The 23,166-nt window shown below is 43.0% G+C and carries 18 protein-coding genes; 16 read left to right on the forward strand and 2 right to left on the reverse strand.

All coding sequences use genetic code 11. The annotated features are described in order from the left end of the window. Positions 1 to 186 precede the first annotated feature (186 nt). The 4 genes from MHH92_RS14850 to MHH92_RS14865 all read left to right on the forward strand — a co-directional run bounded on the left by MHH92_RS14850 (position 187) and on the right by MHH92_RS14865 (position 3,717). A complete protein-coding gene (locus tag MHH92_RS14850; protein WP_036615858.1) occupies positions 187 to 561 on the forward strand; it encodes a response regulator transcription factor in 375 nt (124 codons plus the stop codon). Further along, positions 551 to 1,186 (forward strand): hypothetical protein, encoded by a 636-nt coding sequence (locus MHH92_RS14855; RefSeq protein WP_017688455.1) that lies wholly within the window; start codon positions 551 to 553, stop codon positions 1,184 to 1,186. Before MHH92_RS14850 ends, MHH92_RS14855 begins: the two co-directional genes overlap by 11 nt. Further along, entirely contained in the window at positions 1,179 to 2,141 is a 963-nt protein-coding gene (locus MHH92_RS14860) for a sensor domain-containing diguanylate cyclase (protein ID WP_340904594.1), read from the forward strand. Before MHH92_RS14855 ends, MHH92_RS14860 begins: the two co-directional genes overlap by 8 nt. 778 nt (positions 2,142 to 2,919) lie before the next feature. Beyond that, positions 2,920 to 3,717 carry a peptidase gene (locus MHH92_RS14865; protein ID WP_340904595.1) on the forward strand — a complete coding sequence of 266 codons (798 nt, stop codon included), beginning with the start codon at positions 2,920 to 2,922 and terminating at the stop codon, positions 3,715 to 3,717. Between the two features lie 72 nt (positions 3,718 to 3,789). Here the strand turns inward: MHH92_RS14865 and MHH92_RS14870 are convergent, their stop codons facing one another. Further along, the gene (locus MHH92_RS14870) at positions 3,790 to 4,134 is read right to left on the reverse strand and encodes a winged helix-turn-helix transcriptional regulator (RefSeq protein WP_340904596.1); all 345 of its coding nucleotides are present in this window, start codon (positions 4,132 to 4,134) and stop codon (positions 3,790 to 3,792) included. A gap of 266 nt (positions 4,135 to 4,400) precedes the next feature. Here MHH92_RS14870 and MHH92_RS14875 point away from each other — a divergent pair, with 266 nt between their 5' ends. The 5 genes from MHH92_RS14875 to MHH92_RS14895 all read left to right on the forward strand — a co-directional run bounded on the left by MHH92_RS14875 (position 4,401) and on the right by MHH92_RS14895 (position 10,888). After that, positions 4,401 to 5,504 carry a Gfo/Idh/MocA family protein gene (locus MHH92_RS14875; RefSeq protein WP_340904597.1) on the forward strand — a complete coding sequence of 368 codons (1,104 nt, stop codon included), beginning with the start codon at positions 4,401 to 4,403 and terminating at the stop codon, positions 5,502 to 5,504. Between the two features lie 115 nt (positions 5,505 to 5,619). Beyond that, positions 5,620 to 6,966 (forward strand): NtaA/DmoA family FMN-dependent monooxygenase, encoded by a 1,347-nt coding sequence (locus tag MHH92_RS14880; protein WP_340904598.1) that lies wholly within the window; start codon positions 5,620 to 5,622, stop codon positions 6,964 to 6,966. Between the two features lie 13 nt (positions 6,967 to 6,979). Continuing rightward, positions 6,980 to 7,720 (forward strand): oxygen-insensitive NADPH nitroreductase, encoded by a 741-nt coding sequence (gene nfsA / locus MHH92_RS14885; protein ID WP_340904600.1) that lies wholly within the window; start codon positions 6,980 to 6,982, stop codon positions 7,718 to 7,720. Positions 7,721 to 7,857: 137 nt separating this feature from the next. After that, positions 7,858 to 8,283, forward strand: a complete 426-nt coding sequence (locus MHH92_RS14890; RefSeq protein WP_036671145.1) for a MarR family winged helix-turn-helix transcriptional regulator — start codon at positions 7,858 to 7,860, stop codon at positions 8,281 to 8,283. A gap of 286 nt (positions 8,284 to 8,569) precedes the next feature. Continuing rightward, positions 8,570 to 10,888: a glycoside hydrolase family 95 protein gene (locus MHH92_RS14895; RefSeq protein WP_340904602.1), complete on the forward strand. Its 2,319-nt coding sequence runs from the start codon at positions 8,570 to 8,572 to the stop codon at positions 10,886 to 10,888. 119 nt (positions 10,889 to 11,007) lie between these two features. Here MHH92_RS14895 and MHH92_RS14900 read toward each other — a convergent pair whose 3' ends face one another. Next, entirely contained in the window at positions 11,008 to 11,859 is an 852-nt protein-coding gene (locus MHH92_RS14900) for an AraC family transcriptional regulator (RefSeq protein WP_036671148.1), read from the reverse strand. A gap of 159 nt (positions 11,860 to 12,018) precedes the next feature. Between MHH92_RS14900 and MHH92_RS14905 the strand changes: the two genes are divergently transcribed. The 7 genes from MHH92_RS14905 to MHH92_RS14935 all read left to right on the forward strand — a co-directional run bounded on the left by MHH92_RS14905 (position 12,019) and on the right by MHH92_RS14935 (position 23,115). Next, a complete protein-coding gene (locus tag MHH92_RS14905) occupies positions 12,019 to 14,001 on the forward strand; it encodes a hypothetical protein (protein WP_340904603.1) in 1,983 nt (660 codons plus the stop codon). 105 nt (positions 14,002 to 14,106) lie between these two features. Further along, a complete protein-coding gene (locus MHH92_RS14910; RefSeq protein WP_340904604.1) occupies positions 14,107 to 15,693 on the forward strand; it encodes a response regulator transcription factor in 1,587 nt (528 codons plus the stop codon). Continuing rightward, on the forward strand, positions 15,675 to 17,414 hold the full coding sequence (locus MHH92_RS14915) for a sensor histidine kinase (RefSeq protein WP_127548552.1): 1,740 nt from the start codon (positions 15,675 to 15,677) through the stop codon (positions 17,412 to 17,414). The genes MHH92_RS14910 and MHH92_RS14915 overlap by 19 nt, the downstream gene beginning before the upstream one ends. 121 nt (positions 17,415 to 17,535) lie before the next feature. Beyond that, entirely contained in the window at positions 17,536 to 19,197 is a 1,662-nt protein-coding gene (locus MHH92_RS14920) for an ABC transporter substrate-binding protein (protein ID WP_339187322.1), read from the forward strand. Positions 19,198 to 19,239: 42 nt separating this feature from the next. Beyond that, a complete protein-coding gene (locus MHH92_RS14925) occupies positions 19,240 to 20,916 on the forward strand; it encodes an ABC transporter substrate-binding protein (RefSeq protein ID WP_340904605.1) in 1,677 nt (558 codons plus the stop codon). A gap of 321 nt (positions 20,917 to 21,237) precedes the next feature. Continuing rightward, complete coding sequence (locus MHH92_RS14930; protein ID WP_340907683.1) at positions 21,238 to 22,179, forward strand: ABC transporter permease; 942 nt, start codon at positions 21,238 to 21,240, stop codon at positions 22,177 to 22,179. 15 nt (positions 22,180 to 22,194) lie between these two features. After that, positions 22,195 to 23,115, forward strand: coding sequence for a carbohydrate ABC transporter permease (locus MHH92_RS14935; RefSeq protein WP_036615816.1), 921 nt, complete (start codon positions 22,195 to 22,197; stop codon positions 23,113 to 23,115). Positions 23,116 to 23,166: the final 51 nt, after the last annotated feature.

Consider the following 23,166-nt stretch of genomic DNA (forward strand, 5'->3'; position numbering starts at 1 on the left):
CGAATCTAACTTATTCAATAATGTTGTTGACAATTAAATTAAAGTTACTATAATTTATATTTACTTGATTCACCAGTCAGTCTCTTTTCAGGGTGCCACTGCGCGCGAAAGCCCTATATCAAGAACTGTCCACAGCGCCTGACCATCCCGAGCCCTTACCACTTTATCAAGGAGACTGAAGAGAAAATGAAAGTATTAATCGTGGAAGACTCCATTTTTGTACAGAAATTGCTTACAAAGCTGATTGTTGATCATATTCCAGAATGCGAGATTCAGATTGCCAATAATGGAGAGCAAGGATACAACCTATTCAAGGAATTTCAACCTGATTTTATAACCACCGACCTGCTAATGCCTGGTTTGAACGGACAAGAAATGCTTCGAATGATTCGAGAAACGGATAGCAATGTCAAAATTATTATCTTATCCGCAGATATTCAGAAGACAACTAGGGATGAAGTTGAAATGTTAGGCATTTCTGGTTTTTTGAATAAACCGTTAACCGCAGAGAAGGCAACTACCATGATTCAACTGATTCAGGCGGCCTATCATGCTGAATGATTTACAGAAGGATTTGCTTACTGAACTAGTGAACGTTTACGTGGGACAAGCGGCTAACATGTTGTCAGAGATTGTAGACAAGCGTATCGTTTTGAATATTCCGGAAGTGGAACTAATCTCCATATCCGATGTTGATCCTGGAGATCGAAGATACAACATTTTCTTTAGTGAAGGTCACCTGTTTAGGTCATCCTTACAGTTTGGATACGAATTTCAGGGAAAAGCATTTCTGATGTTTCCTGTTGAGCAGGCTAAAGTATTGGCAAACATCTGTCTTGGAGAACTGGGTGAGAGCGTTATACCGAACGATCCGAACCTGATGGATACGGATTTGGACGTTTTGAAGGAAGTTAGCAATGTCCTGCTTAACGCCATTATTGGAGAATTCGGTAATTTCCTGGAGATCAAACTGGAATACGTCCTGCCTGATATTGAACTGATCTATGTCACCAATTCCGATCAACAAATATTGCTTCAGAATGAAGTCTATGTTCTGGTTTTACATACCTCGTTTTTACTTGCTGATACGGATGTGACAGGTATCATTGTCATAGCATTAAGTATGAATTCCATATCAAGCCTGCTGGCCAAAATGGACGCTTTGTTGGAGGCGGACAATGGATAATCTTATTTCACAAGCTTTGAACAAAGCCCATATGGGAATAATGATCGTGGACAGGCATTTGAAAATTGTTGTGTGGAATGCCTGGTTGGAGCGCTTTACTGGCAAGAATGTAGAAGAGGTAGTAGGCTTGAATCTGCTTGAGGTCTGCCCACGGTTTAAGTCGAACATGTATTTAAATATTTTGCAAAATGCGCTGTATCATGGACAGAGCAGATTTTGCTCAAGCACGTTACATAAGGCATTCATTCTTCCTAATGAAGGAGAGGATGAACAATTATTCAGACAAAATATGCATGTTGAACCGCTCTATCATGAAGATCGGAGTTATGCCCTTATTCAGATTACTGACATGACTAACACCAATACCAGGGTATATAAACTTAAAAATCTGATCAAAGAACTGGAGACGGAGTACGCCAAAATCAAAATCTCCGAGAAAATCAGCAAGCATTTGTCTTTGCATGATCCACTTACAGGTCTGCCTAATCGTCTTGCTTATAATGACCGTCTTGCCTGGGCCATCAGTAATGCCAAAAGAAACCATAACAAACTAGCCGTCATGTTTGTGGATGCTGATGGGTTTAAACAAGTGAATGATACATATGGACACCATGTTGGCGATCAAGTGTTGCTGGAAATGGCAAAGCGATTAAGTGAAACAATTCCAAGTGCGGACACTGTAGCTCGGCTTGGCGGGGACGAATTCATCATTTTAAGCCATCTGAAAGATGATCACGATGCTGAAGTCATCGCCAAAAGATTGGAAGCTGCATTCAGTACCCATTTCAAAATTGCCGGAAACTATATCAACCTTTCGATGAGTATTGGTATCAGCCTATTTCCCAAGCATGGACAGGAGCCTTCCGAACTTCTGAGACATGCGGATGGAGCCATGTACAAGATTAAAAAGAATGGCAAGAATGGTTACGGAATCTATGAACCTGAAAATGCTTAAGAAATCTAAGAGTGTCATTTAATAAAGTTGCTATAATAGCAACTTTATTTGTCTATACAATTAACATAAGAAAAAATATGTTTTTTCTATGAATAATATTTTTTTACATATGAAGATGAGAGAGTAGTTATTGAGTAATGTAGTAATCATTCAGCCAGTAATACTTATAAAGGAGTGTGCATATTGAATGGAATAGATGGGTCGATAATCGTACTTTTGCTGTTCAGTTTCTATATTCTATTACTGTACGGAATGCCGATTATCTTAATCATAGTGGGGTATTTCATATTTAAAGGGTACAAAAAGCGCAGGGGTGTGAAGACGAACGATAAGTCGGTGGCTCCTGATGGTCAGCAAGCTAATATTAAACCATAGATTAATGGTTGATACCACGATATTGAGCGGGACCAGAGTAAGGCCCGATGGAGAGCCGCTATATTAGCGGCTTTTTTGGATTTTATTAAATAAGAAGAAGTCTGAAAGAGGCAATAGTCAACACAACAATAGGGATCACAAAACCTAATGTCACATTCAACAAGATAGAATTAATCACTCCCTTGTGGATGGTTTCACTATTGTTGACTGAAATACATCTTATAAATATGTCTTTGATGTTAAGGCAAGAAAACTAGCGAATCTATTTCAAAAAAACTGGAATAGTGCTATGATATAAAAGGAAAATAAATCTAAATATTACAATAAATTTAATATATTTACAGAGAGGGATTAAAGATTGAAACTATAATCCAAATATTTTTTATTATGAGGAGGATAAACTATGAATAAGAGAAAAACGAAGAAAGTTAGTACGGTAATGATTTGTATTCTATCGTTATTTTTGGCATCTTCAACAGTCCTGGCTAATACTGCATCTTCACCGTATAGTACACCCAAAATTAAGGGACACACGTACACTTTCACATCTGAAGTATGGACTCGGAATTTTACTACAGGTACGACTGCTGAAGCCGTTGCATCAGTGAAGGCTTCAGCAAGTGTTCCAAATGGATATATGGGAGCTATGGCTAGATTGTACACATCTGGCGGAAGCTTAAAAGCTTCAAGTTCCATGACATATAATACGTCGAAAACCTCTAGTTTTTTTGTCTACTCTCCAAGAATAACGACTAAAACGACGTATTATGCTCAGAACGTTGGTGAATTCTATAATGGGAATGGATACACTCGGTATACTGGATACAAATCGCCACACTTAAAGTTATCGAACGTAAATTCATCAAATGTTTTATTTGAAAACAACACTGAAACATCGGAAACGATTCACGAATTATTGCTTCAAACTAAATATTATGTCAATTCACAGGGCGATACCTATGGATCAGCATTATCTGAACCAATCATTGGGGTTGAACCCGATTTGATTGCTGCAATTGGCACCAATGGAATCGAGGGTTATCTAAAAGCTGAAGATCTTACACCTAAAATCACTACCATCGAAGAAGCCTTGGCACAAACACAAGTGAATGGTACTGTTCGAACGATTCATTTGTATGATGTAGAAGGAGACAATATTATTGGAGAATTTGATGTAGTTACTGATTATAAAGTAGAATAGAAATTTTTCAGAGTAAAAAAGCCGCTAAATTGCGGCTTTTTTGGGTTAAGCTATCCATTTCAATTAAGTTGCTTAGCCGTATTCTTTTCCAAAGTCCTCCATCTTGTCAAGGATCGGTAGTAACTTCATTCCCTTGTCTGTTAACGAATACTCAACTCGCGGAGGAACTTCCGGATATACATCACGTTGAATAACACCATCATTCTCCAACTCTTTAAGCTGCTTTGTGAGGGAGCCTTGAGACAAATCTCCAAGGAATTTTTTGATATCCGTATATCGACGTGTTTCGTCTTTCAGGTACCATAAGATAAAATATTTCCAACGCCCAGAAAGGACATTCTGAGTAAAAGCTATGGCGTACATGTCACTTTTTCCATCTATAAACTCTTGTTCAAATCCTTCGTTGCAAACTCTCATTCATATCACTCCTGATCCAAAGGTACAAAAAGATGTACTATGTTCATTTAAATTGCCCTCTTTGCTAATAAAACAAATACACCTATGATGGTGTCAACACCAAAACAATTTTAGTTTACCTAAAGTGTGAAAGAATAATTAATGTTATCTCGATTGAATAGTTAGCAAGCTAAATAAATATATCATAGAAATGAGTGACTGATAAGGGCTGGAGACAAACCGATATTCGATCATACTGTAAATTTTAACAAGGGAGATGTTTAACAATGAGTAAAAAAATTCGTACAGGTATCATAGGGGCATCCATTAATAACGGGTGGGCGAGTGGAACACATATTCCAGCTATTCAGCATTTGGATGAGTTCGAGCTTACAGCGGTTGGGACAAGTAATATGGTGAGTGCAAAGGCAAGCGCAGAAGCTTTCAATGCAGATCACGGCTTTGATAATATGGAGGAGTTGGCTCAGCATCCTGATGTGGATATGGTCGTTGTCAGTATTAATGTCAAGGAACATTATAACGCCGTTAAAGCCGTCGTGCCTGCTGGCAAACCAATTTATTGTGAATGGCCACTGGGGTCGAATACAGAGGAAGCGCTTGAAATGCAGGAATGGATAACGTCCGCACAACTGCCAAATGCGATTGGATTACAGGCTAGACAAGCCCCGGCCGTTCAATATGTTAAAGATTTATTGGCAGAAGGTTATGTCGGTAAAGTGTTGTCTGCCAACCTGAAGATCTCCATTGATGGCATGGGTGGCGTTGGTGACAAGTCGAGTGCGTACTTGTATGACCGGAAAGTTGGAGGGAACTTGCTGACCATTGTAGGTGGACATAATCTGGATGCCTTCACTTACATGCTTGGGGACTTTACAGAATTGTCTGCCACCACAGCTCAACAGTTTCCAGAAGTTGAATTGGTAGATATTCAGAAAGTCATCAAGAAAACAACGGATGATCAGATCATGATTACAGGAAGATTGACTAATGATGCAGCAGCCAGCGTTCATATTCAAGGTGGAGTCAAACATCAGACAGGACTCACACTTGAAATTTTCGGAGACAATGGCACGATTGTGCTGAGCGCCCCGGCATCCATTCAATTCGGATCACACCAATTACGCGGTGCAGGATCTACGGACAACGAGCTTTGTGAACTACCCATTCCCGATGCCTATTACTCGGCTCCACATTCTTTATATAACGACTCCGGAATTGTTCTGAACATGGCTCAGGCTTATCGTAAGTTTGCCAAAGATATTCAAGAAGGTACTACCTTAGCACCTAATTTCGCGGATGCGGTGAAACTACATCAGTTACTGGATGCCGTCGAGAAATCAGCCCAGACCGGTGAACGTCAATATCTATAACCCTCACTCAACGGAACAAAATCCGATCCATCCAGATACTTAGCATGCTAAATATATTCGCATTATTGTAAGGGCACACATATCTGTGCCTGTCCAGAACGAAGGAGAAAATCGTATGAAAAAAAGAAGTGAAATGCAACTGGCTTTACAGATGGTTTCGGGTTATGGAGCCGAATTTAGCGCATGGAGAATGCCTGGCACGGATCCTGCAGCTTACACCAATATGGATAGTTATGTAGAACGGGCTAAATTAGCTGAACAAGGAAAATTTCAAATGATTTTCATCGCTGACACTCCAGGCTTATCCAATAATTTAGGCCCACAGACACCTATGTTTCCTATGGACCCCATGTTGGCACTGATGGCAGTAGCAAGAGAGACACAACACATCGGGCTTGTGGCTACCCTCTCTACAACATTTAATTATCCCTACAACATTGCACGTCAGTTCAAAGCACTGGATGTTATCAGTCATGGACGTGTGGGATGGAATGCGGTTACCACATCCGACCCCCTAGCGGCGGCTAATTTCGGTGCCCGGGTTGAAAATCGCCAAGAGCGCTATGACAAGGCACATGAAAGCATACAAATTGTTCAGGCCTTGTGGGGGAGTTGGGAACCAGACGCTTGGACGTTAGATGTAGAAGGAGGGGAATTTGCGGATATGGACAAAATCCAGCCTATTAACCTTCAGGGTCAATATTATGCATCTCGTGGTCCTTTGCCCATTCCGCCCTCTGAGCAAGGGCAGCCAGTGATTTTCCAGGCAGGGGGAGGAGGTGAAGGATTAGAATTAGCTGGGAAATATGCTTCGGGAGTGTACGCCAATCCTTATGATATTACGTCTGCCCGTGAACACAGACAAGCCATAAGGCAAAGTGCTGCCCGTTTTGGTCGAAACCCCGATGATATCAAAATGTTTGCAGGTTTTATGTTTTCTCTGGCTTCAACGGAGGAAGAAGCTCTGGATCGTCGGAAACAGCTTATGAGCTTTAATCCCCAGGAAATCCCCAGCAGGGTAAGTTACCTCGGATCCATGGTTGGTTTACCCTTATCGGTAAACTCCGTAGATATAGATCAACCTTTAGCGGCAGACTTGTTGAAAAATGCATATGCCAACCCCATGGACCCACGTTCTCCGAGAGCCTTAAAGTTATTAAAAGAAGGACTCTCTGTAAGGGATGTTCTCGCTCACGGGGTCATCAACTATCATCCGGTTGTTGCAGGCACCCCGACACAGGTTGCTGACTTCTTGGAAGAATGGTTTTTGGCGGAAGCATGTGACGGATTCTCAGTCGTGCCCGATGTATCTTTTGATGGCGTTGCAGATTTTGTGAATCAGGTAGTACCTATCTTGCAGGAACGCGGTTTGTTCCATAAGGAATATGAAGGAAAAACACTACGCGAGAATATGGGCGTTCCTTACGAATACGGATTGCAGGAACATGGAATCAACGAATAAAGGAGAGCGTTTAATGAATAACACACTCGAATTGCTTCATAACCATACATCGTTTCGTTCTTACACATCTCAACCCCTAACTGAGGAACAAATAGATGCAATATTTCAGGCAGCAAATCAAACTTCATCGTTCAGTCTTCTGCAGGCGGTATCCATTATACGCATCACAGATCCAGTACTTCGAAAAAAACTCAGACATCTGTGTGTCGATCAACCCTATATTGAAGAAGCGGCCGAATTCTGGATCTTCTGTGCAGATTTCAACCGAAATCATGAAATCGCTCCGGATGTGGATATTGAATATATTGAATTTCTGTTGATTGGTTCTTTCGATGCTGGCCTGATGGCACAAAATGCGTTAACTGCGGCTGAATCGATGGGACTTGGCGGAGTGTTCATTGGTGGGGTCAGAGCCAATATAAGCGAACTATCTGACGCATTGGACTTACCTAAATATGTTATCCCTCTGGTGGGGCTATGTATCGGTAATCCAGCGGGAGATAAGCCGGAACTGAAACCTCGACTCCCTCAATCCATGGTATTGCTTGATAATCAATACCAACCAATGGATCAAGAGAAATTAGCAATCTATGATGAGACCATGCTGAAGTACTATGAAAATCGTCCGACGAGAGCCCCTTTCACCGTAAAAAAAGTAAAAGGATGGAGTGACCATATCCAGGATCACCTCGAGAGAAGTATTCAACCGCAAATGATGGCCTATTTGAACAAGCAAGGTTTTGCCAAAAAATAAGGACTAAACCAATCTTTCGGGTGAACCTTGGATAGGAAAAGGCCCTTAAAGACGATACTAAGGTGAATTGACACCTATATATCTCCATGATACATTTAGTCTGCTAAATATAATTCGGATGTAGGGAGGGATCGTTCATGACAGATACAGTAGATTGTGAAATTCGACAGTCTTTAGATCGAATTTCCTCCCAAATGCGTCGAAATTATAGTGAATCTCTACGGGAACTTAATCTCTATGTAGGACAAGATAATTTGTTGTATCGGCTGTGGTTGGGTGATGGGGTAACCCAGATGCAACTAAGTGAACATATGAAATGCGAACCACCAACGGTTACAAACATGGTCAAATCACTGGAACAGAACGGATTTATATATCGCAAACGTGATGTACAGGATGCAAGGATCATGCGTATCTTTCTAACCGATAAGGGCAAAGAATTAGAAAAACCGGTTGAGCATAAATGGAGAGAGCAACAAGAGAAACTACTTCAATCCATTTCTTCGGAAGATCGGCTGATATTGAGGCAATTCATGCAACAAATGGAGCGAAATATCTTATAAATTACTCCAAGCTTCATGTAAACTAAATGAAATGAACGAAACAAAGCCGCTATTATAGCGGCTTTTTTTATTGCCAATAGCTATGCTTCCTTGCCCAGAACAAGAATTTGTACTGTCCGTTTCAGAATTTACGATTACACCTCTAATGCTGGGATAAGATTGTGATAATTCAAGTTAACTTTGTTCATTTAGATGCTTAAGAGATTACAGTACACTGAAAGAACATACAACCGGAACACACTAAACATGAAAATGTGAGGAATTATAATTCGTTGGAGGTTTTAACGTGAAGACCAAAAATATCTGGTTTAATCAACCTGCTGGAACATGGGAAGAGGCATTGCCTATCGGAAATGGAACTCTTGGAGGCATGATTTTTGGAAAAACACAGATCGAGAGAATTCAGCTTAATGAAGATAGTCTGTGGTATGGTGGTCCGATGCAGCGGAATAATCCTCAAGCACTTGAATCTTTATCTCAGATCAGAAGCCTGATTTTTGACGGTAAGATTAGGGAAGCAGAAGAACTCGCAGCAGATACTTTGGTAGGTGTTCCTGATGGGCAAAGGCATTATGAGCCATTAGGGGACTTCTATATCGCTATGGATCACAGTGAACATGAACCAAATGAATATCAAAGACATCTCGATCTGGAACAAGGCAAGGTAAACGTGCATTATACCGCAGATCAATCCATTTACAGCCGTGATTATTTTGCTAGCTACCCGGATCAAGTGCTCGTTGTTCATCTCAAATCTAGCGTGCCTGGAAAGTTATCATTCTCCACTGTTTTTGGCAGGGGAGCTGTTCTGGAATCAACATCCTATTCCGATATTCTTAAGCATCCTGTTGGTTTCCAATCCTATCTGGACCGGATCGAGAAGCGTGGAACGAATGACTTGATCATCCGGGGAAGAAGTGGGGGAGAAGAAGGAATCCGATTTTGTTGTGCGATTCGCCTTATATCTGAAGGAGGGCAGGTTCATTATTCAAGCGGTCAGCTTTCTCTGAAGAATGGTGATTCAGCGACTATTCTAATCACGGCTCGCACGGATTTCCGAGTACCTAAGGAACAACTCGAAGTGGAGTGCCTCCGCAGGATTGATACTGCTTCCGCAAAACCATATAGCGAACTGCTCGCCGATCATGTCTCGGACTATCAATCCTTATTCGAAAAGATGGATATACATCTCGAAGATGAAAATAAAGATGTGATATGTTCCGAACTTCCAATCGATCAGCGCCTTGAGCGGCTTAGAGCTGGTCAGCATGATCCGGAACTGCTGAGTCTATACTTTCAATTTGGTCGCTATCTGCTTATCTCAAGTAGTCGTCCAGGTTCTTTACCGGCAAATCTTCAAGGGATATGGAATAAAGACATGCTTCCTGTATGGGATAGCAAATATACGATTAATATTAATACACAGATGAACTACTGGCCTGCAGAAAGCTGCAATCTGTCTGAATGTCACGTTCCATTATTTGATTTTATAGATCGACTGCAAGTCCGGGGAAAGGAAACCGCTAGAACCATGTATGGATGCAAAGGGTTCGTTGCTCATCACAATTCGGATATCTGGGCAGACGCTGCTCCGCAGGATGTATGCATGACATCGACCTTTTGGACTATGGGAGGAGCATGGCTTTCATTACATCTATGGGACCACTACGAATACAATAAGGATGTTCAATTTCTCAAAAAAGTTTACGCCACGATGAAAGATGCGGCTATGTTTATTCTGGATTATCTAATAGAGGATCCTACCGGCAATTGGGTGATATGTCCTTCGTCCTCACCGGAAAATCGCTATATATTAGATAATGGAGAGTCGGGGGCTTTATGTTTTGGTGCTTCAATGGACAATCAGATTATTAGAGAACTCTTCACGCGTTGCATTGAAAGTACCCGAATATTGCAAGAGGATCAGGAATTTGGAGAATTACTCCGTGGTGCTTTAACCAAAATACCGGAGACCTCCATTGGCAAACATGGCCAGATCCAAGAGTGGAGTAACGATTATGATGAATTGGAACCTGGTCACAGACATATTTCCCATTTATTCGCTTTGCATCCTGGAACGCAAATTACGTTGCAATCAACACCTGACCTGGCCAAGGCAGCTCGTGTAACACTCGACAGAAGACTGGAACACGGTGGTGGACACACAGGATGGAGCCGGGCGTGGATTCTCAACATGTGGGCACGATTAGAGGAGTCGGAACTTGCACACGATAACATCGTGGAACTTCTACGTTCCTCCACGTTACCCAATCTGTTTTGTGACCATCCTCCATTTCAAATTGATGGGAACTTTGGAGGTACTGCAGGGATAGCAGAGATGCTTCTTCAGAGTCATAACGAAGTAATCAGATTGTTACCTGCTTTGCCATCAGCTTGGCCAAAAGGATATATTCGTGGTATTCGGGCTTGTGGCGGATTTGAAATAGATCTGGAATGGAATAATGGTCGTCTATTCAATACCAGAATTCGCTCTATTGCAGAATCAAGAGTAACCGTATCCTATCTGGACCAAAAGATAGAATTAACCTTTCCTGGCCCCAATTCAATAATTGAACTAAGAGGATACGACTGGAATAACAAATAAGAACTTACTGATTACCTGAGCGAATGCCGGCTGACAAAACTGCCGGTCTTCGCTCTTTTTTTTGGCTGAGATAATATAAGATATAGGCAAGAGTTGGCGTGTTTTGCTTAATGCAATGTTTAAAGAAGACTTCCATATTTAACAAATTTACCAGGTGAAGTGCCTACCTGCTTGGTGAAGCTGCGAATAAAATTGGCATAATCTCCAAAACCGGATTGATAACAGGCCTCTGTAATACTTAAACCTTCGATTAAATAAGATTTCGACAGCTCTATACGGCGACTAAGAATGTATGCTCGAATCGTGAGTCCGGTATGCTTTTTAAATTGCCGACTAATATAGCTGCTATTCGTGAACATAGCCTCTGACAATTGTTCGAGCGTCAGTTGCCTCGTCAGATTACATTCAATGTAATCCATCGTGTTTCGAACTAGTTCAGGCATAATATCCGTTGCAACAAAATCCGTATTTTGAAAAGTTAGATTCGTTAGAAGAAGTAGCTGTGTAATCAAAATATTCCTCAGAATATCCGCTCCATAGTCACTTGATGAGAGACACTGTTCAAGCTCGCCAGCTAATTGTAGCACTCGTTGAAGTTCGTCCTCTTCAAGATGTACGATATTACCCTTACCCTTGGGACGGTAGTCGAAACATGCGGATAAGTTGGTGCTTGAAGTAGACAAGCGGTTCAGATATGACTTTTTCAGATTTATGGTGATTCTCTCATATTCGTTTTTGTCCAAGGCAAAGGAACGGTGCATCTCCTCCGGGTTAAGAACGAGCAGATCTCCACGTTGCAAATGGTAACAACGGTTCTCAATATAGAAGTTTACATTGCCACGAAGAAATAAGTAGAGTTCGTATGCATTATGTCGATGATAAAACGTTCCCATATTATACGTGGTGGTGCGATGAAGGTACAACAGCTCATTCTGGATTGGATCAAACAGGTATTCTGAAGTCTCATTCATATCAGATATATGACCTCCTTGTCGTTTCGCGCAATAAATATAGCCGTTTGTGCAATGAAATTGCAGACGTGAACCTATAAAATGTAACCATCCTAGCATGATGGATACATAATTGCAAGCGTTTCCACTCAGGTGTGTACAACGCGATTGGAGGAAAAGATGGATCTGATTTTCACGGCTAGAAGTAAAGTGCAGGACACCGTAGAATACACGGCACTGGACAAGCATGCTCTCAAAGCTAGCGTAAAAGTAATAAGCGGAAACGGCAGTGCAGAAGCTCCATGGCAAGCCGACATTCAGATTTACAACGAGGGACAGAATGCCTGGGCAGGGGTTATTCATGTGGAAATGCCGTTGGACAAACAGAATCCGAGGTTTTTTTTACCTGCATTTATGTATGGCCGCAACCGGGGCGAAGCACCCCAGAATGTCCCAAATGAGTTCCCTAGACTAAGGGAGGGCAGTCCTTCTCGCCCTTCATCACCCTGGTGGATGGTCCGAAGCGATCGTCTGTCTCATCCGGCTGCACTTATCTATGATGAAGGTCGGATTGTTGGTCTAAGCGCAAGTCCCTACTGGATCAATACGGGAAACCAGAAGCAGCAATGGTATCCAGGAATGGAAGGAACGTTCGTGCAATATGGGGGATTCACATGTTCTATTGAAAAGGGTACGGTCGGATATACGCTGGGATATGAGAATGCTCCGTTGTTATTTATCAAATCCAGACTTGTCCATGAGCGAGCTGCCCTTGGAGAAAATTGTTTTGAACTTGCGGCAGGTGAATCGGTTGGGCTCACACTTGAACTATATAACTACGAGTCTGAATCAGAACTGGGCATCAATCCAGCACTGGAAACAATCTATAAGAGGTATCACGAAAAACCAAGAGAAGGAAGTGACATTCAGACAACGGTAACGGATTTGTCCAATGCCATCTATGAATATGCCTGGCTTCCGGAGGATCGTCATTATTCAACATTTGTATACGAAGATGCTGCTGAAACTGATGGCTACCGATACAACAAAATTATCTCAATCAGTTGGACAAATGGTATGACCATCGCTGCTCCAATGCTTATGGCCGCACTGCGCCTGAATAATGAGCCTATGCGACAGCAGGCGTTATCCTGCATTACCAATATTATCGAGAATGCCATGAATTCCGAATCCGGACTTCCATACGATGCCTATCAGGATGGGATATGGAGTGTTAAAGGCTGGTGGTTCGACGGTATGCGTACCCCAGGACATTCCTCTTACCTTGTAGCTCAAGCGATGTTCTACATTCTGAAAAGCTACGATTATGAGAAGCGCATTCGAAATGTGAGACACGATGATTGGCTGGGTTACGTCAAGCAAGTGCTTGATCGTCTGGAGTGCACGAAAAATACGGATGGAGAATATCCCACCATTTTGTCAGAGCAGACAGGAGCAGGTCTTGAATATGATGCCTTTAGCGGGGTCTGGTGTCTTGCCGCCAAGGCATATTACAGTTGGTTAACCCATGATGCCTCTTCTCTGGATGAGCTCAGACGAAGTGAAGCCCACTATTACAGCACCTATGTCCAACACATGGAATGTTACGGCGCTCCGTTGGATGCGGATAAAGCTGTTGATTCGGAAGGCATTCTGGCTTACATCAAAGCTGTTCGGTTTCTGCACGCGTTGACCGGTGACGAGCTGCATCTAGATCACATGAGAGATGCGATCAGTTATGAATTCAGCTTCAAATTTTGTTACAACTCACCTATTAAGATTCCGCCACTCAGTACATTAGGCTGGTCCAGTTCCGGGGGAAGTGTTACTTCTGTAGCTAATCCGCATATTCACCCCATGTCCAGCAATCTAGTGGACGAGCTGTTGTATTATGTTGGACAGCGGGACGAGAATTATATTCGTCAACGTATGATGGATACCATCGAGTGGGGTTGTCAGACCTATAATCGTTATGATCAAGAATTCGGCTATGGCAAAAAAGGATGGATGTCTGAACGCTTCTGTCATTCGGAAGGACTGGTCACTGAAAAATATGCGGATGGTACGCCAGCCAGCACCTGGTTTTGCCTGATGCCATGGGCCAGTGGATCGATCATTGAAGGCCTCGTTGGCGACTATTGGGATTATGCACGACATGAATGAATGTATTACGCAATAACTACAACAGTCACCATATTAGATTCATTCCGCCGATAGGGAGAGACGCTACCGGCGGTTTATTTTCGTTGGAGGAAAGGGGACACACGGATGTTAAAAGTATTACTGGTAGATGACGAGATGTATGTACGAAAGGGGCTGTATGAACTCATAAATTGGATTGATCTTAACATGGAGATTATCGGAGAGGCAGAGAACGGTGCAGAGGCATTAAATCTGATTGAATGCCTGCAACCAGACGTGATTATAACAGATATCCGTATGCCAATCCTGGATGGACTGGAACTGATACGTGCCGTAGAGAAAATACCACATCTGGAACCTGTGTTCATTATCATCAGTGGTTATCATGACTTCAAATATGCACAGCAGGCAATCAGGTACGGCGTTCATGACTATATCCTGAAGCCTATTGATGATGAAGAACTGACGGCGACGTTGCAGAAGTCAGCTAATCTGATTTGCAATAAAAGAAAACATATTCTTTTGGCTGAGGGACAGGCCAGTAACATCATGCTGGAGGATGTGATCAAGGGCCATGTACAGATGGAAGATGAACATCGATATGCCGAGATGCTTGGGATCAATCGTAACTCCAGTCTGCTCATGACTTTGATCGAACTTCAGACCGGATTAGATGCAATTAAAATTACCATTGAACAGCTACGTGAAGCAGTACATTCTCTGGAGAGTAATTTATGCAAAATGTTCATCAGTGAGCAACAACGCGGCATGTTTGCATTATTACTGTTGTGGCCTGATCATCATCAAGGGGGCTCGGCGTTACAGGATAAACTGCATAATATTCATATAACACTGAGCAAAAGGTTTAACCTGGATATCGGTCTTTACGCAGGAACACTTGTCAAAGAGATTGGTGATGTCACACAATCCCTTATGGCGGCTGAAGAAGCAGCCAAGCATAAGTATGCTGAAACTGGAGGTATCGTACGTTATACGGAGATCAAGGACAAACCGCTGTTTGTTTTCAATGTATATCAAGACGAGGTGGATCAATTAATTTTGAGCCTGGAAGAGGGGAATAGGTCAGCTTATCACAAGATTGTAGAAGAGAAATTCAAATTGTTTCATATGAATCGATTTTCTCCTCAGGCTGTATCGGGTTCTCTTTTGCGTTATATAACGGGTATTCTCGCTGTGGTCCATGAAATGGGTGGTAATGATGAAGGGTTACAGCAGCTGAAGAAGCTAGCACAACAAAGTCATGACGGTTGGAATTTACGACTATTGAAGAATGCATTTCTCACCGCGCTGGAGGAAGCCGAGGATTATGTCTCTCATCTGCGGATGGAACGATCCAAAGGGGATATCAGCAAGATCAAACGATATATTGATGCAAATTATACCGAGAACATCAATCTCAAAAGCATTGCTGCGCTCTTCTACATGAATCCCGTTTATCTAGGGCGATTATTCCGCAAAAGTTACAATCAATACTTCAATGACTATCTGCTGAACCTGCGGATTCATGAGGCGAAGAAGTTACTGCGCCAAACGGATCTGAGAATGTACGAGGTCGCTGCACGTGTAGGATTTCAGAATGCGGATTATTTTGTAACCCAGTTTGAGAAATTGGTTAAGTTATCGCCTACAGAGTATCGCAATCTCCTTATGGGAAATGAGCAGCGAGGTGCACAATGCCAAGATGGAACCTGAATTACATGAAGCTTCGAGATAAGCTACTGCTCATGTATGTCTTATCTGTGTTTATTCCCATCGTTGTCACCAATGTGGTGTTTTACAATGTCACATCCGCCAATATTCGTAGTCAGAAAACTCGTGATGCCGGCATGGCCTTGAACAATCTGAAGAACGACCTTCGGGTAACCATTGATCAGGGCGTCGGACTCTCTTATTCGTTATATACTGACCCTGTATTCAATGACACTATTTCCCGTTCATTTCAAAGTCATTTTGAGTATATTGACGCTTATAATTCCTATCTAAAAGGGCAATTCTCCGGTCAAATGAATCAGGGAATTCGCTGGTATCAAGTGTATACCGATAATTCTACCATTTTATCTTCCGGTTATATTGATCGTTTAACTGACGATGTCCGCAACTCGGACTGGTACGTTCAATTTCAGGCATACTCCGCCCCTTATCCGGCATTGATCTCATCGGATCAGATGTTAAGTCTGGTTCAAAGGCTCGACAATCTGGACACTGGGGGGAGAGAGCAGTTACTTAAAATTGACCTGAATATGGATATGATCAAGCAGTATTTCCACAACAGCGGATTTGATGGAAAAGTGTATCTTCTTGATCCGGGGGGACACATCCAATTTTCAAATGATCCTACAGCAGAAGAAGCTCAGATAGGGAAACGTTACAGCGAGATCCAGTTTCCGAACAAAATGATTCCCTTTGAACTTACGTATACAGGTATTAACTATCTGGAAGGGTGGTCCCTGCATGGAGTGATGGATGAAGAAATTGTGTTGAAGGAGGTGCGGAAGTCCCGTTCTTTCGTCGTATGGCTGGCTTGCATTAATTTTGTCCTGCCTTCTATTATCATCGCGGCGATGTCCAGATCCATCCATGTCAGGCTGGTGCGTATTCTAAAACATATGAAAAAAGTAAAAACACAGAATTTCCAGACGATTCCGCCTGAAGATGCAAGAGATGAAATAGGTCAACTCACGATGGAATTTAATCGAATGACCGAGACGATCCATAACCTGATTCATGAGGTATATCTCGCCGACATCCAAAAGAAAGACCTGGAGTTGAAGCAGCAGGAAGCACAACTTCATGCGCTCCATAGTCAGATCAACCCACATTTTTTGTTTAATACGCTGGAGTCGGTACGTATGCGGAGCCTCATCAAAGGTGAGAAAGAGACTGCCAAAATCGTGCATAATATGGCCAAGATGTTCCGCAAGTCGATTAGTTGGAATCAGAATGATGTGACAGTGAAGGAAGAATTGGAACTCATCGAGAGTTTTTTGCAAATTCAAAAATACCGCTTTGGAGAAAAACTCCAATATACCATTGAGGCAGATCCTGCGGTACTGATGTACCGAATCCCCAAGATGGTTATCCTTCCCTTTGTTGAGAATGCAAGTATTCATGGAATTGAGTCATCTCCGGGAGTAGGCATCATTCAACTCTTCGTTTCAATGGAAAATGACCAGCTCCATATCAGACTAACGGATAACGGTATAGGGATGTCACAAGCAAAATTGGAAGAGTTGTTAAGTTACCTGGATCAAAACACCGATATGGGAGAGCATGTTGGCATGAAAAATGCGTATAGTCGCTTAAAACTTTGTTATAAAAATGACTTTACATTCGACATCCAGACATGGGAAGGAGAAGGTACGCATATCCAAATTAAGCTCCCACTTGATCCATCAGCCATGCCAGGCGACTAAATACGAGGGATATACTTTTCAAAGTAGGAGGTACACTTTCATGGGTAACTTTGAAAGCGCTATCTTGATATATTGAGAAGGCTTAAAGACACAAACAATACTTTAAGGGGGCATTTGCTACATGTTTAGAAAAAAAAACATTATAACAGGTCTGGCCATTTTACTGGCTGTAACCCTGGCAGGTTGTAATAAAGCCAGCCCGGAAGCCTCTTATCCTGACAGTAATGACAACACCCCGGTCACCTTTAAATATTTCACGTTTGGCGGTGGCAAGAAGGACATTCTGGCAAGCAACACGACCATTGGTAAGAAGCTACAGGAACAAACAGGCGTTGACTGGAAGATGGAATATCTGGTCGGTGACGGTGCAACCAAGGCAGGTGTAATGATTGCGAGTGGGGATTACCCCGACATCATCGACTCCAGTGGTGAAATGGCCAAATTGATGGATGCAGGATCTTTTATCCCGCTGGATGAACTGATCGATCAATACGGGCCTAACATCAAGCGGGTATACGGGTCTTATATGGACAAATTCAGACAGGAGGATGGAAAGATATACTTCTTGCCATACACTGCCAACATCGGTTATGTGTCAGAGCCTAATTTTCAGACCGGCTTTTATATTCAGCGTGCTGTGTTAAAAGAGTTTAACTATCCCAAGATCAAAACGCTGGACGAATATTTTGACTTGATTGAGCAATACAAGCAAAAGCATCCGCAGATCGATGGAAAAGAAACCATCGGCTTCGCCACACTTGCTGGTGAATCGGGCAGCTTTTTCACCCTGCTAAATCCGGCTATGCATCTGGCAGGTTATCCAAACGATGGCAGTGTGATGGTGGATATGCAGAGTCATGAAGCCAAACTGGTAGCCGGATCTGATTATCAGAAACAATGGATTCAGAAGTTGAACGAGGTTAACGCACAGGGGATGTTTGATCCAGAATCCTTCACAATGAACCAGGATCAGTATCTCGCCAAGTTGACGTCCGGTCGGGTGCTGGGATATTTCAGTTACTCCTGGCAAGTTGGAGATGCAACGAACAACCTCAAGAAGGCTGGTATTGACGATAAACGATACGTATCTCTCCCGATCGTATTTGATGACAGTGTCAAAGACCAGTATGTGGACCCGCCAGGTTTTGTGAACAACTACGGTGTCGGAATTACCGTAAATGCTAAAGATCCCGTGCGAATTATTAAATATTTTGATAATTTGCTCAAGGAAGAAAACCAGATTCTGGTTCAATGGGGTGTTGAGAACGAGACGTATAGTGTGAATGATGAGGGTCGCTTTTACTTTGAAAATGATGACCAACGCAAGGCACATGAAGATCCAGAATTAAGTCGTAAATTCGGCTTTGACTATTTTAATTACAGCTGGCCTCGTTACGGGAATAACTCCGTGCTGGAGGATGGCAACGCCTATGGACCGGGCAACCAACCAGAAGTGGCTACCTTTAGTTACACGGACGGTGACAAGCTGTTGTTAGAGAAATATGGCGTGGAGACATTCACAGAACTATTCAGCACACCGGATGAGCGTCCTTGGTCTCCTGCTTGGTCTATTGCACTGGAGCAGGGCTCTCCTGAACAGATTTTTATCACCAAGGCAGAAGACCTCCAGAAGAAATATTTACCCAAAATGATTATGGATTCGCCTTCCACTTTCGAGAACACATGGAATGAATATATGAGTCAATTGAATCAACTCGACAAGAAAACATACGAAGCTACGATAACACAGGCAGTTAAGGATCGTGTAGCTGGCAAATGGTGAGTGTAATCCACGAGAGAAAACACGGAACGGGGGAATATTCACATGTTAAAACCAAAATTTAGAACAGCGGGTTTAGCTGTATTACTAACAGCTTTGCTGGCTGGGTGCAGTCAAAACAGTTCGTCATCAGCGCCTTCAGCCACAGGTGATGATGAGAACAGTCTAGTCACGTTCTCGTATTACATGTTCTCTCCAGGCAAGAAGGATGTTCTGGCAAGCGAAACAACCATCGGTAAAGCGTTGCAAGAGCAGACGGGTGTGGACTGGAAGATGGAATATCTGGTAGGTGATAGTGCTACAAAAGCCGGTGTCATGATTGCCAGTGGAGACTATCCTGATGTCATTAGCTCCAGTGGTGAGATGTCCAAGTTACTGGATGCCGGTGCCTATATTCCGCTGGATGATCTGATTGAGGAATACGGTCCTAATATCAAAAGGGTGTATGGACCATATTTCGATAAAATGAAAAATGCCGAAGATGGAAAAATCTATGCCCTGCCTTATACGGCTAATCAGGGTGAGTATTCAGGTAGTCCAAATGTGGGCGGAGGAGCTTTCTGGATTCAACGATCTGTGCTCAAAGAGTTTGATTATCCCAAGATCACTACACTGGATGAATATTTTGATCTAATTCAGGATTATAAGGAAAAACATCCAACTGTCGACGGTGCAGACACAATCGGATTTGTGTCACTTGCGGGTGTGGCTAATAACTTCTTCACACTGCAAAATCCAGCGATGCATCTTGCCGGTTATCCGAACGATGGCAGTGTCATGGTCGACATGACTACCCATGAGGCAAAAGTTGTCGCCGGAACAGATGCCCAGAAAAAATGGATTCAGAAGTTGAATGAAATCAATGCTCAAGGCATGCTTGATCCGGAATCCTTTACGATGAACAAAGACCAGTATTTGGCCAAGCTGACTTCGGGTCGTGTGTTAGGATACTTCAATTATGGCTGGCAGGTTGGAGATGCGTCGAAAAACCTGCTCTCGGCAGGCATTGATGAGAAACGTTATGCACCACTTCCGATTGTGTTTGATGAAGGAATTAAGGATCAGTATGTTGATCCTCCGGGCTTTGTCAACAACTATGCAACAGGTATCTCGGTGAATGCCAAAGACCCTGTTCGTATCATTAAATATTTCGATAATTTGCTGAAGGAAGAGAATCAGGTTCTGGTGCAATGGGGAATCAAGGACGAGACGTACAGTGTGGATGATAAGGGCAGATTTTATTTTGCAAATGAGGATCAACGCAAAGCCCATGATGATCTGGAGCTGAGCCGTAAATTCGGGTTCACTTACTTCGGATCAGACTGGCCCCGATATGGCGGTGAATCTACACTTACCGATGGTAATGCTTATAGCCCTGGCAACCAGCCAGAAGTAGCCGCTGCATCTTACACCGAGGGAGACAACAAGTTCCTTGAAGCCTACGGTATCCAAACCTTTAGTGAATTGTTTAACAAACCGGAAGAGCGGCCTTGGTTCCCGGCATGGTCCATCGCATTGGAGCAAGGATCACCTGAACAGATCTTCACGACCAAATCGGATGATTTGCAACGTAAATACTTGCCGGAAATGATCTTGGGAGCACCATCGAATTTTGATAAATTGTGGGATGCCTACATGGCTGAACTGAACAAATTGGATAAAGCTGGTTATGAAGCGACCATTACCAAAGTTGTGAAGGATCGTGTTGCAGGAAAATGGTAATACGAACACTTTAAGTGCGTGTTCAATAAGACCGGTTTTCAGTACCAAGAAGATGGGATGAAGCTAGAAATGGAGTAGCGGAGCGTAGGGAAAACTACGTGAGCAACGGACATTTCGGCTGAATTCCATATTCGATGCTGATGATGCCGCAAGGCGTCTTTCGTAATCAAAAGCGGACTTTTTGAACAACCTCTTTAAAACAAACTGTTACATGCGCTGGAGAAGACGAAAGAGCATAAACTCCGGTTTCTCCTCGCATGAATAACAGCACAGGAAAGGAGCAGGTTCACCGTGGAGAAACCTAATGTCTCCCTTAACTCTATGCCTCCAGCCTCGAGTCCGAAGGGAACCAGAGCACACTCGTTCTTTAAGCGACTTGTGCAGCAACGAACGCTTGCCTGGATGTGTCTTCCTTTTGTCATCTGGGCTTTTATCTTCAAGTACCTGCCGTTATGGGGATGGACCATGGCTTTTCAGAATTTCAAACCGGCAAGGTCCTTCTCGGATCAGCAATGGGTAGGTTGGCAACATTTTAGTACGTTATTTGAAGACAATACCTTCTACCGGGTGCTGCGAAATACACTCGTTATGAGTTCCATTAAACTGGTGTTGGGATTTGTGACAGCAATTACGCTGGCTCTCTTGTTGAATGAGCTGAAAAATGTCATATTTAAACGTTTTGTGCAAACCGTCAGTTATCTGCCTCACTTTATCTCGTGGGTTGTTGCTTCCAGCATTGTATTAACAGTCCTGTCACCAGACGGAATTATCAATCTGCTGCTGATGAAGCTTCACCTGATTGACAGTCCGGTACTATGGATGGGGAAAGGAGAATACTTCTGGGGTATTCTGGGGGCAACTGAGGTCTGGAAAGATGTCGGTTGGAACACCATTATCTATCTGGCAGCAATTACGGCAATTGATCCGGCGCAATATGAGGCTGCCGAGATTGATGGAGCCAGTCGCTTCAAACGGATGTTATATATCACCCTGCCTGGCTTGAAACCGGTTATTGTGATCTTGTTGATCATGAACATGGGAAGTATTCTTGAATCCGGATTCGAACCGCAATATCTGCTGGGTAACGGGATGAATATGGACTATTCGGAGAATCTGGACATCTTTGTACTCAAATATGGATTAGGGATGGGGAACTTTTCCTTAGGTACAGCAGCTGGCATATTCAAAACGGTGGTCAGCTTCATCTTCCTTTTCTCAGCGAACTATATAGCGAAAAAAATGGGAGAGAGCAGACTATTCTAAAAGGAGGCCTATGCCATGCGTAAAGGAAACACATCCCGCTTGCGGAATAGCAGCACCGGGGATCGAGCGTTTGACACCTTTAACATCATCTTCATGGTATGTCTGATGATTGTGACGATCTATCCCTTTGTTAATATGATTGCCGTATCCTTCAATAATGCAAACGATGCCATTCGGGGTGGAATATATCTATGGCCTCGTGTATGGACACTGGACAACTACAAATACATTTTTGGCGAATCCGATATCTATCACGCAACTCTGATCTCGGCGCTGCGTACGATCATTGGAACCGTGGTGTCCGTCTTCTGTACAGCCATGCTCGCGTATACGGTTAGTCGTCAGGAATTTGTGCTTCGCAAGTTTGTTACGATGTTTTTTGTATTCACCATGTACTTCAGCGGGGGGTTGATCCCCGGTTATCTGCTGATTCGAGACCTTGGATTGATCGGTTCCTTCTGGGTATATATCATTCCGGGTGTAATCGGAGTCTTCAATATGATTGTCATCCGTTCATTTATTGAAGGTCTTCCTGAAGGCATTCTGGAGTCAGCCCGTATTGACGGGGCAGGGGAGTTCACGACATTTATCCGCGTTGTCCTGCCGCTAACGATTCCCGCAATGGCAACCGTATCACTCTTTGTAGCCGTGGGACAATGGAATTCCTGGTTCGATGTATTCCTGTACAACTCTTCCAATAAAGAATTAAGCACATTGCAATATGAGTTGATGAAGATTCTGCAAACTTCGACGACCTCAGCGACTTCATCAGCAAGTGATGCTTATCAGTCTGCCGAGAGCAATGCAACGGCGGTCACACCAACCTCGATTCGAGCGACCATGACCATTATTGCGAGTGTTCCTATTCTGATGGTGTATCCGTTCTTACAGAAATACTTTGTACAGGGTATGACGATTGGCGGTGTAAAGGGTTAGTCATGAACTGCATATAACTTCATTGAATTTGTGAAAACGCAACAAACTGTA

The sequence above is a fragment of the Paenibacillus sp. FSL M7-1414 genome, from assembly GCF_038003195.1.
Classification (GTDB): domain Bacteria; phylum Bacillota; class Bacilli; order Paenibacillales; family Paenibacillaceae; genus Paenibacillus; species Paenibacillus amylolyticus.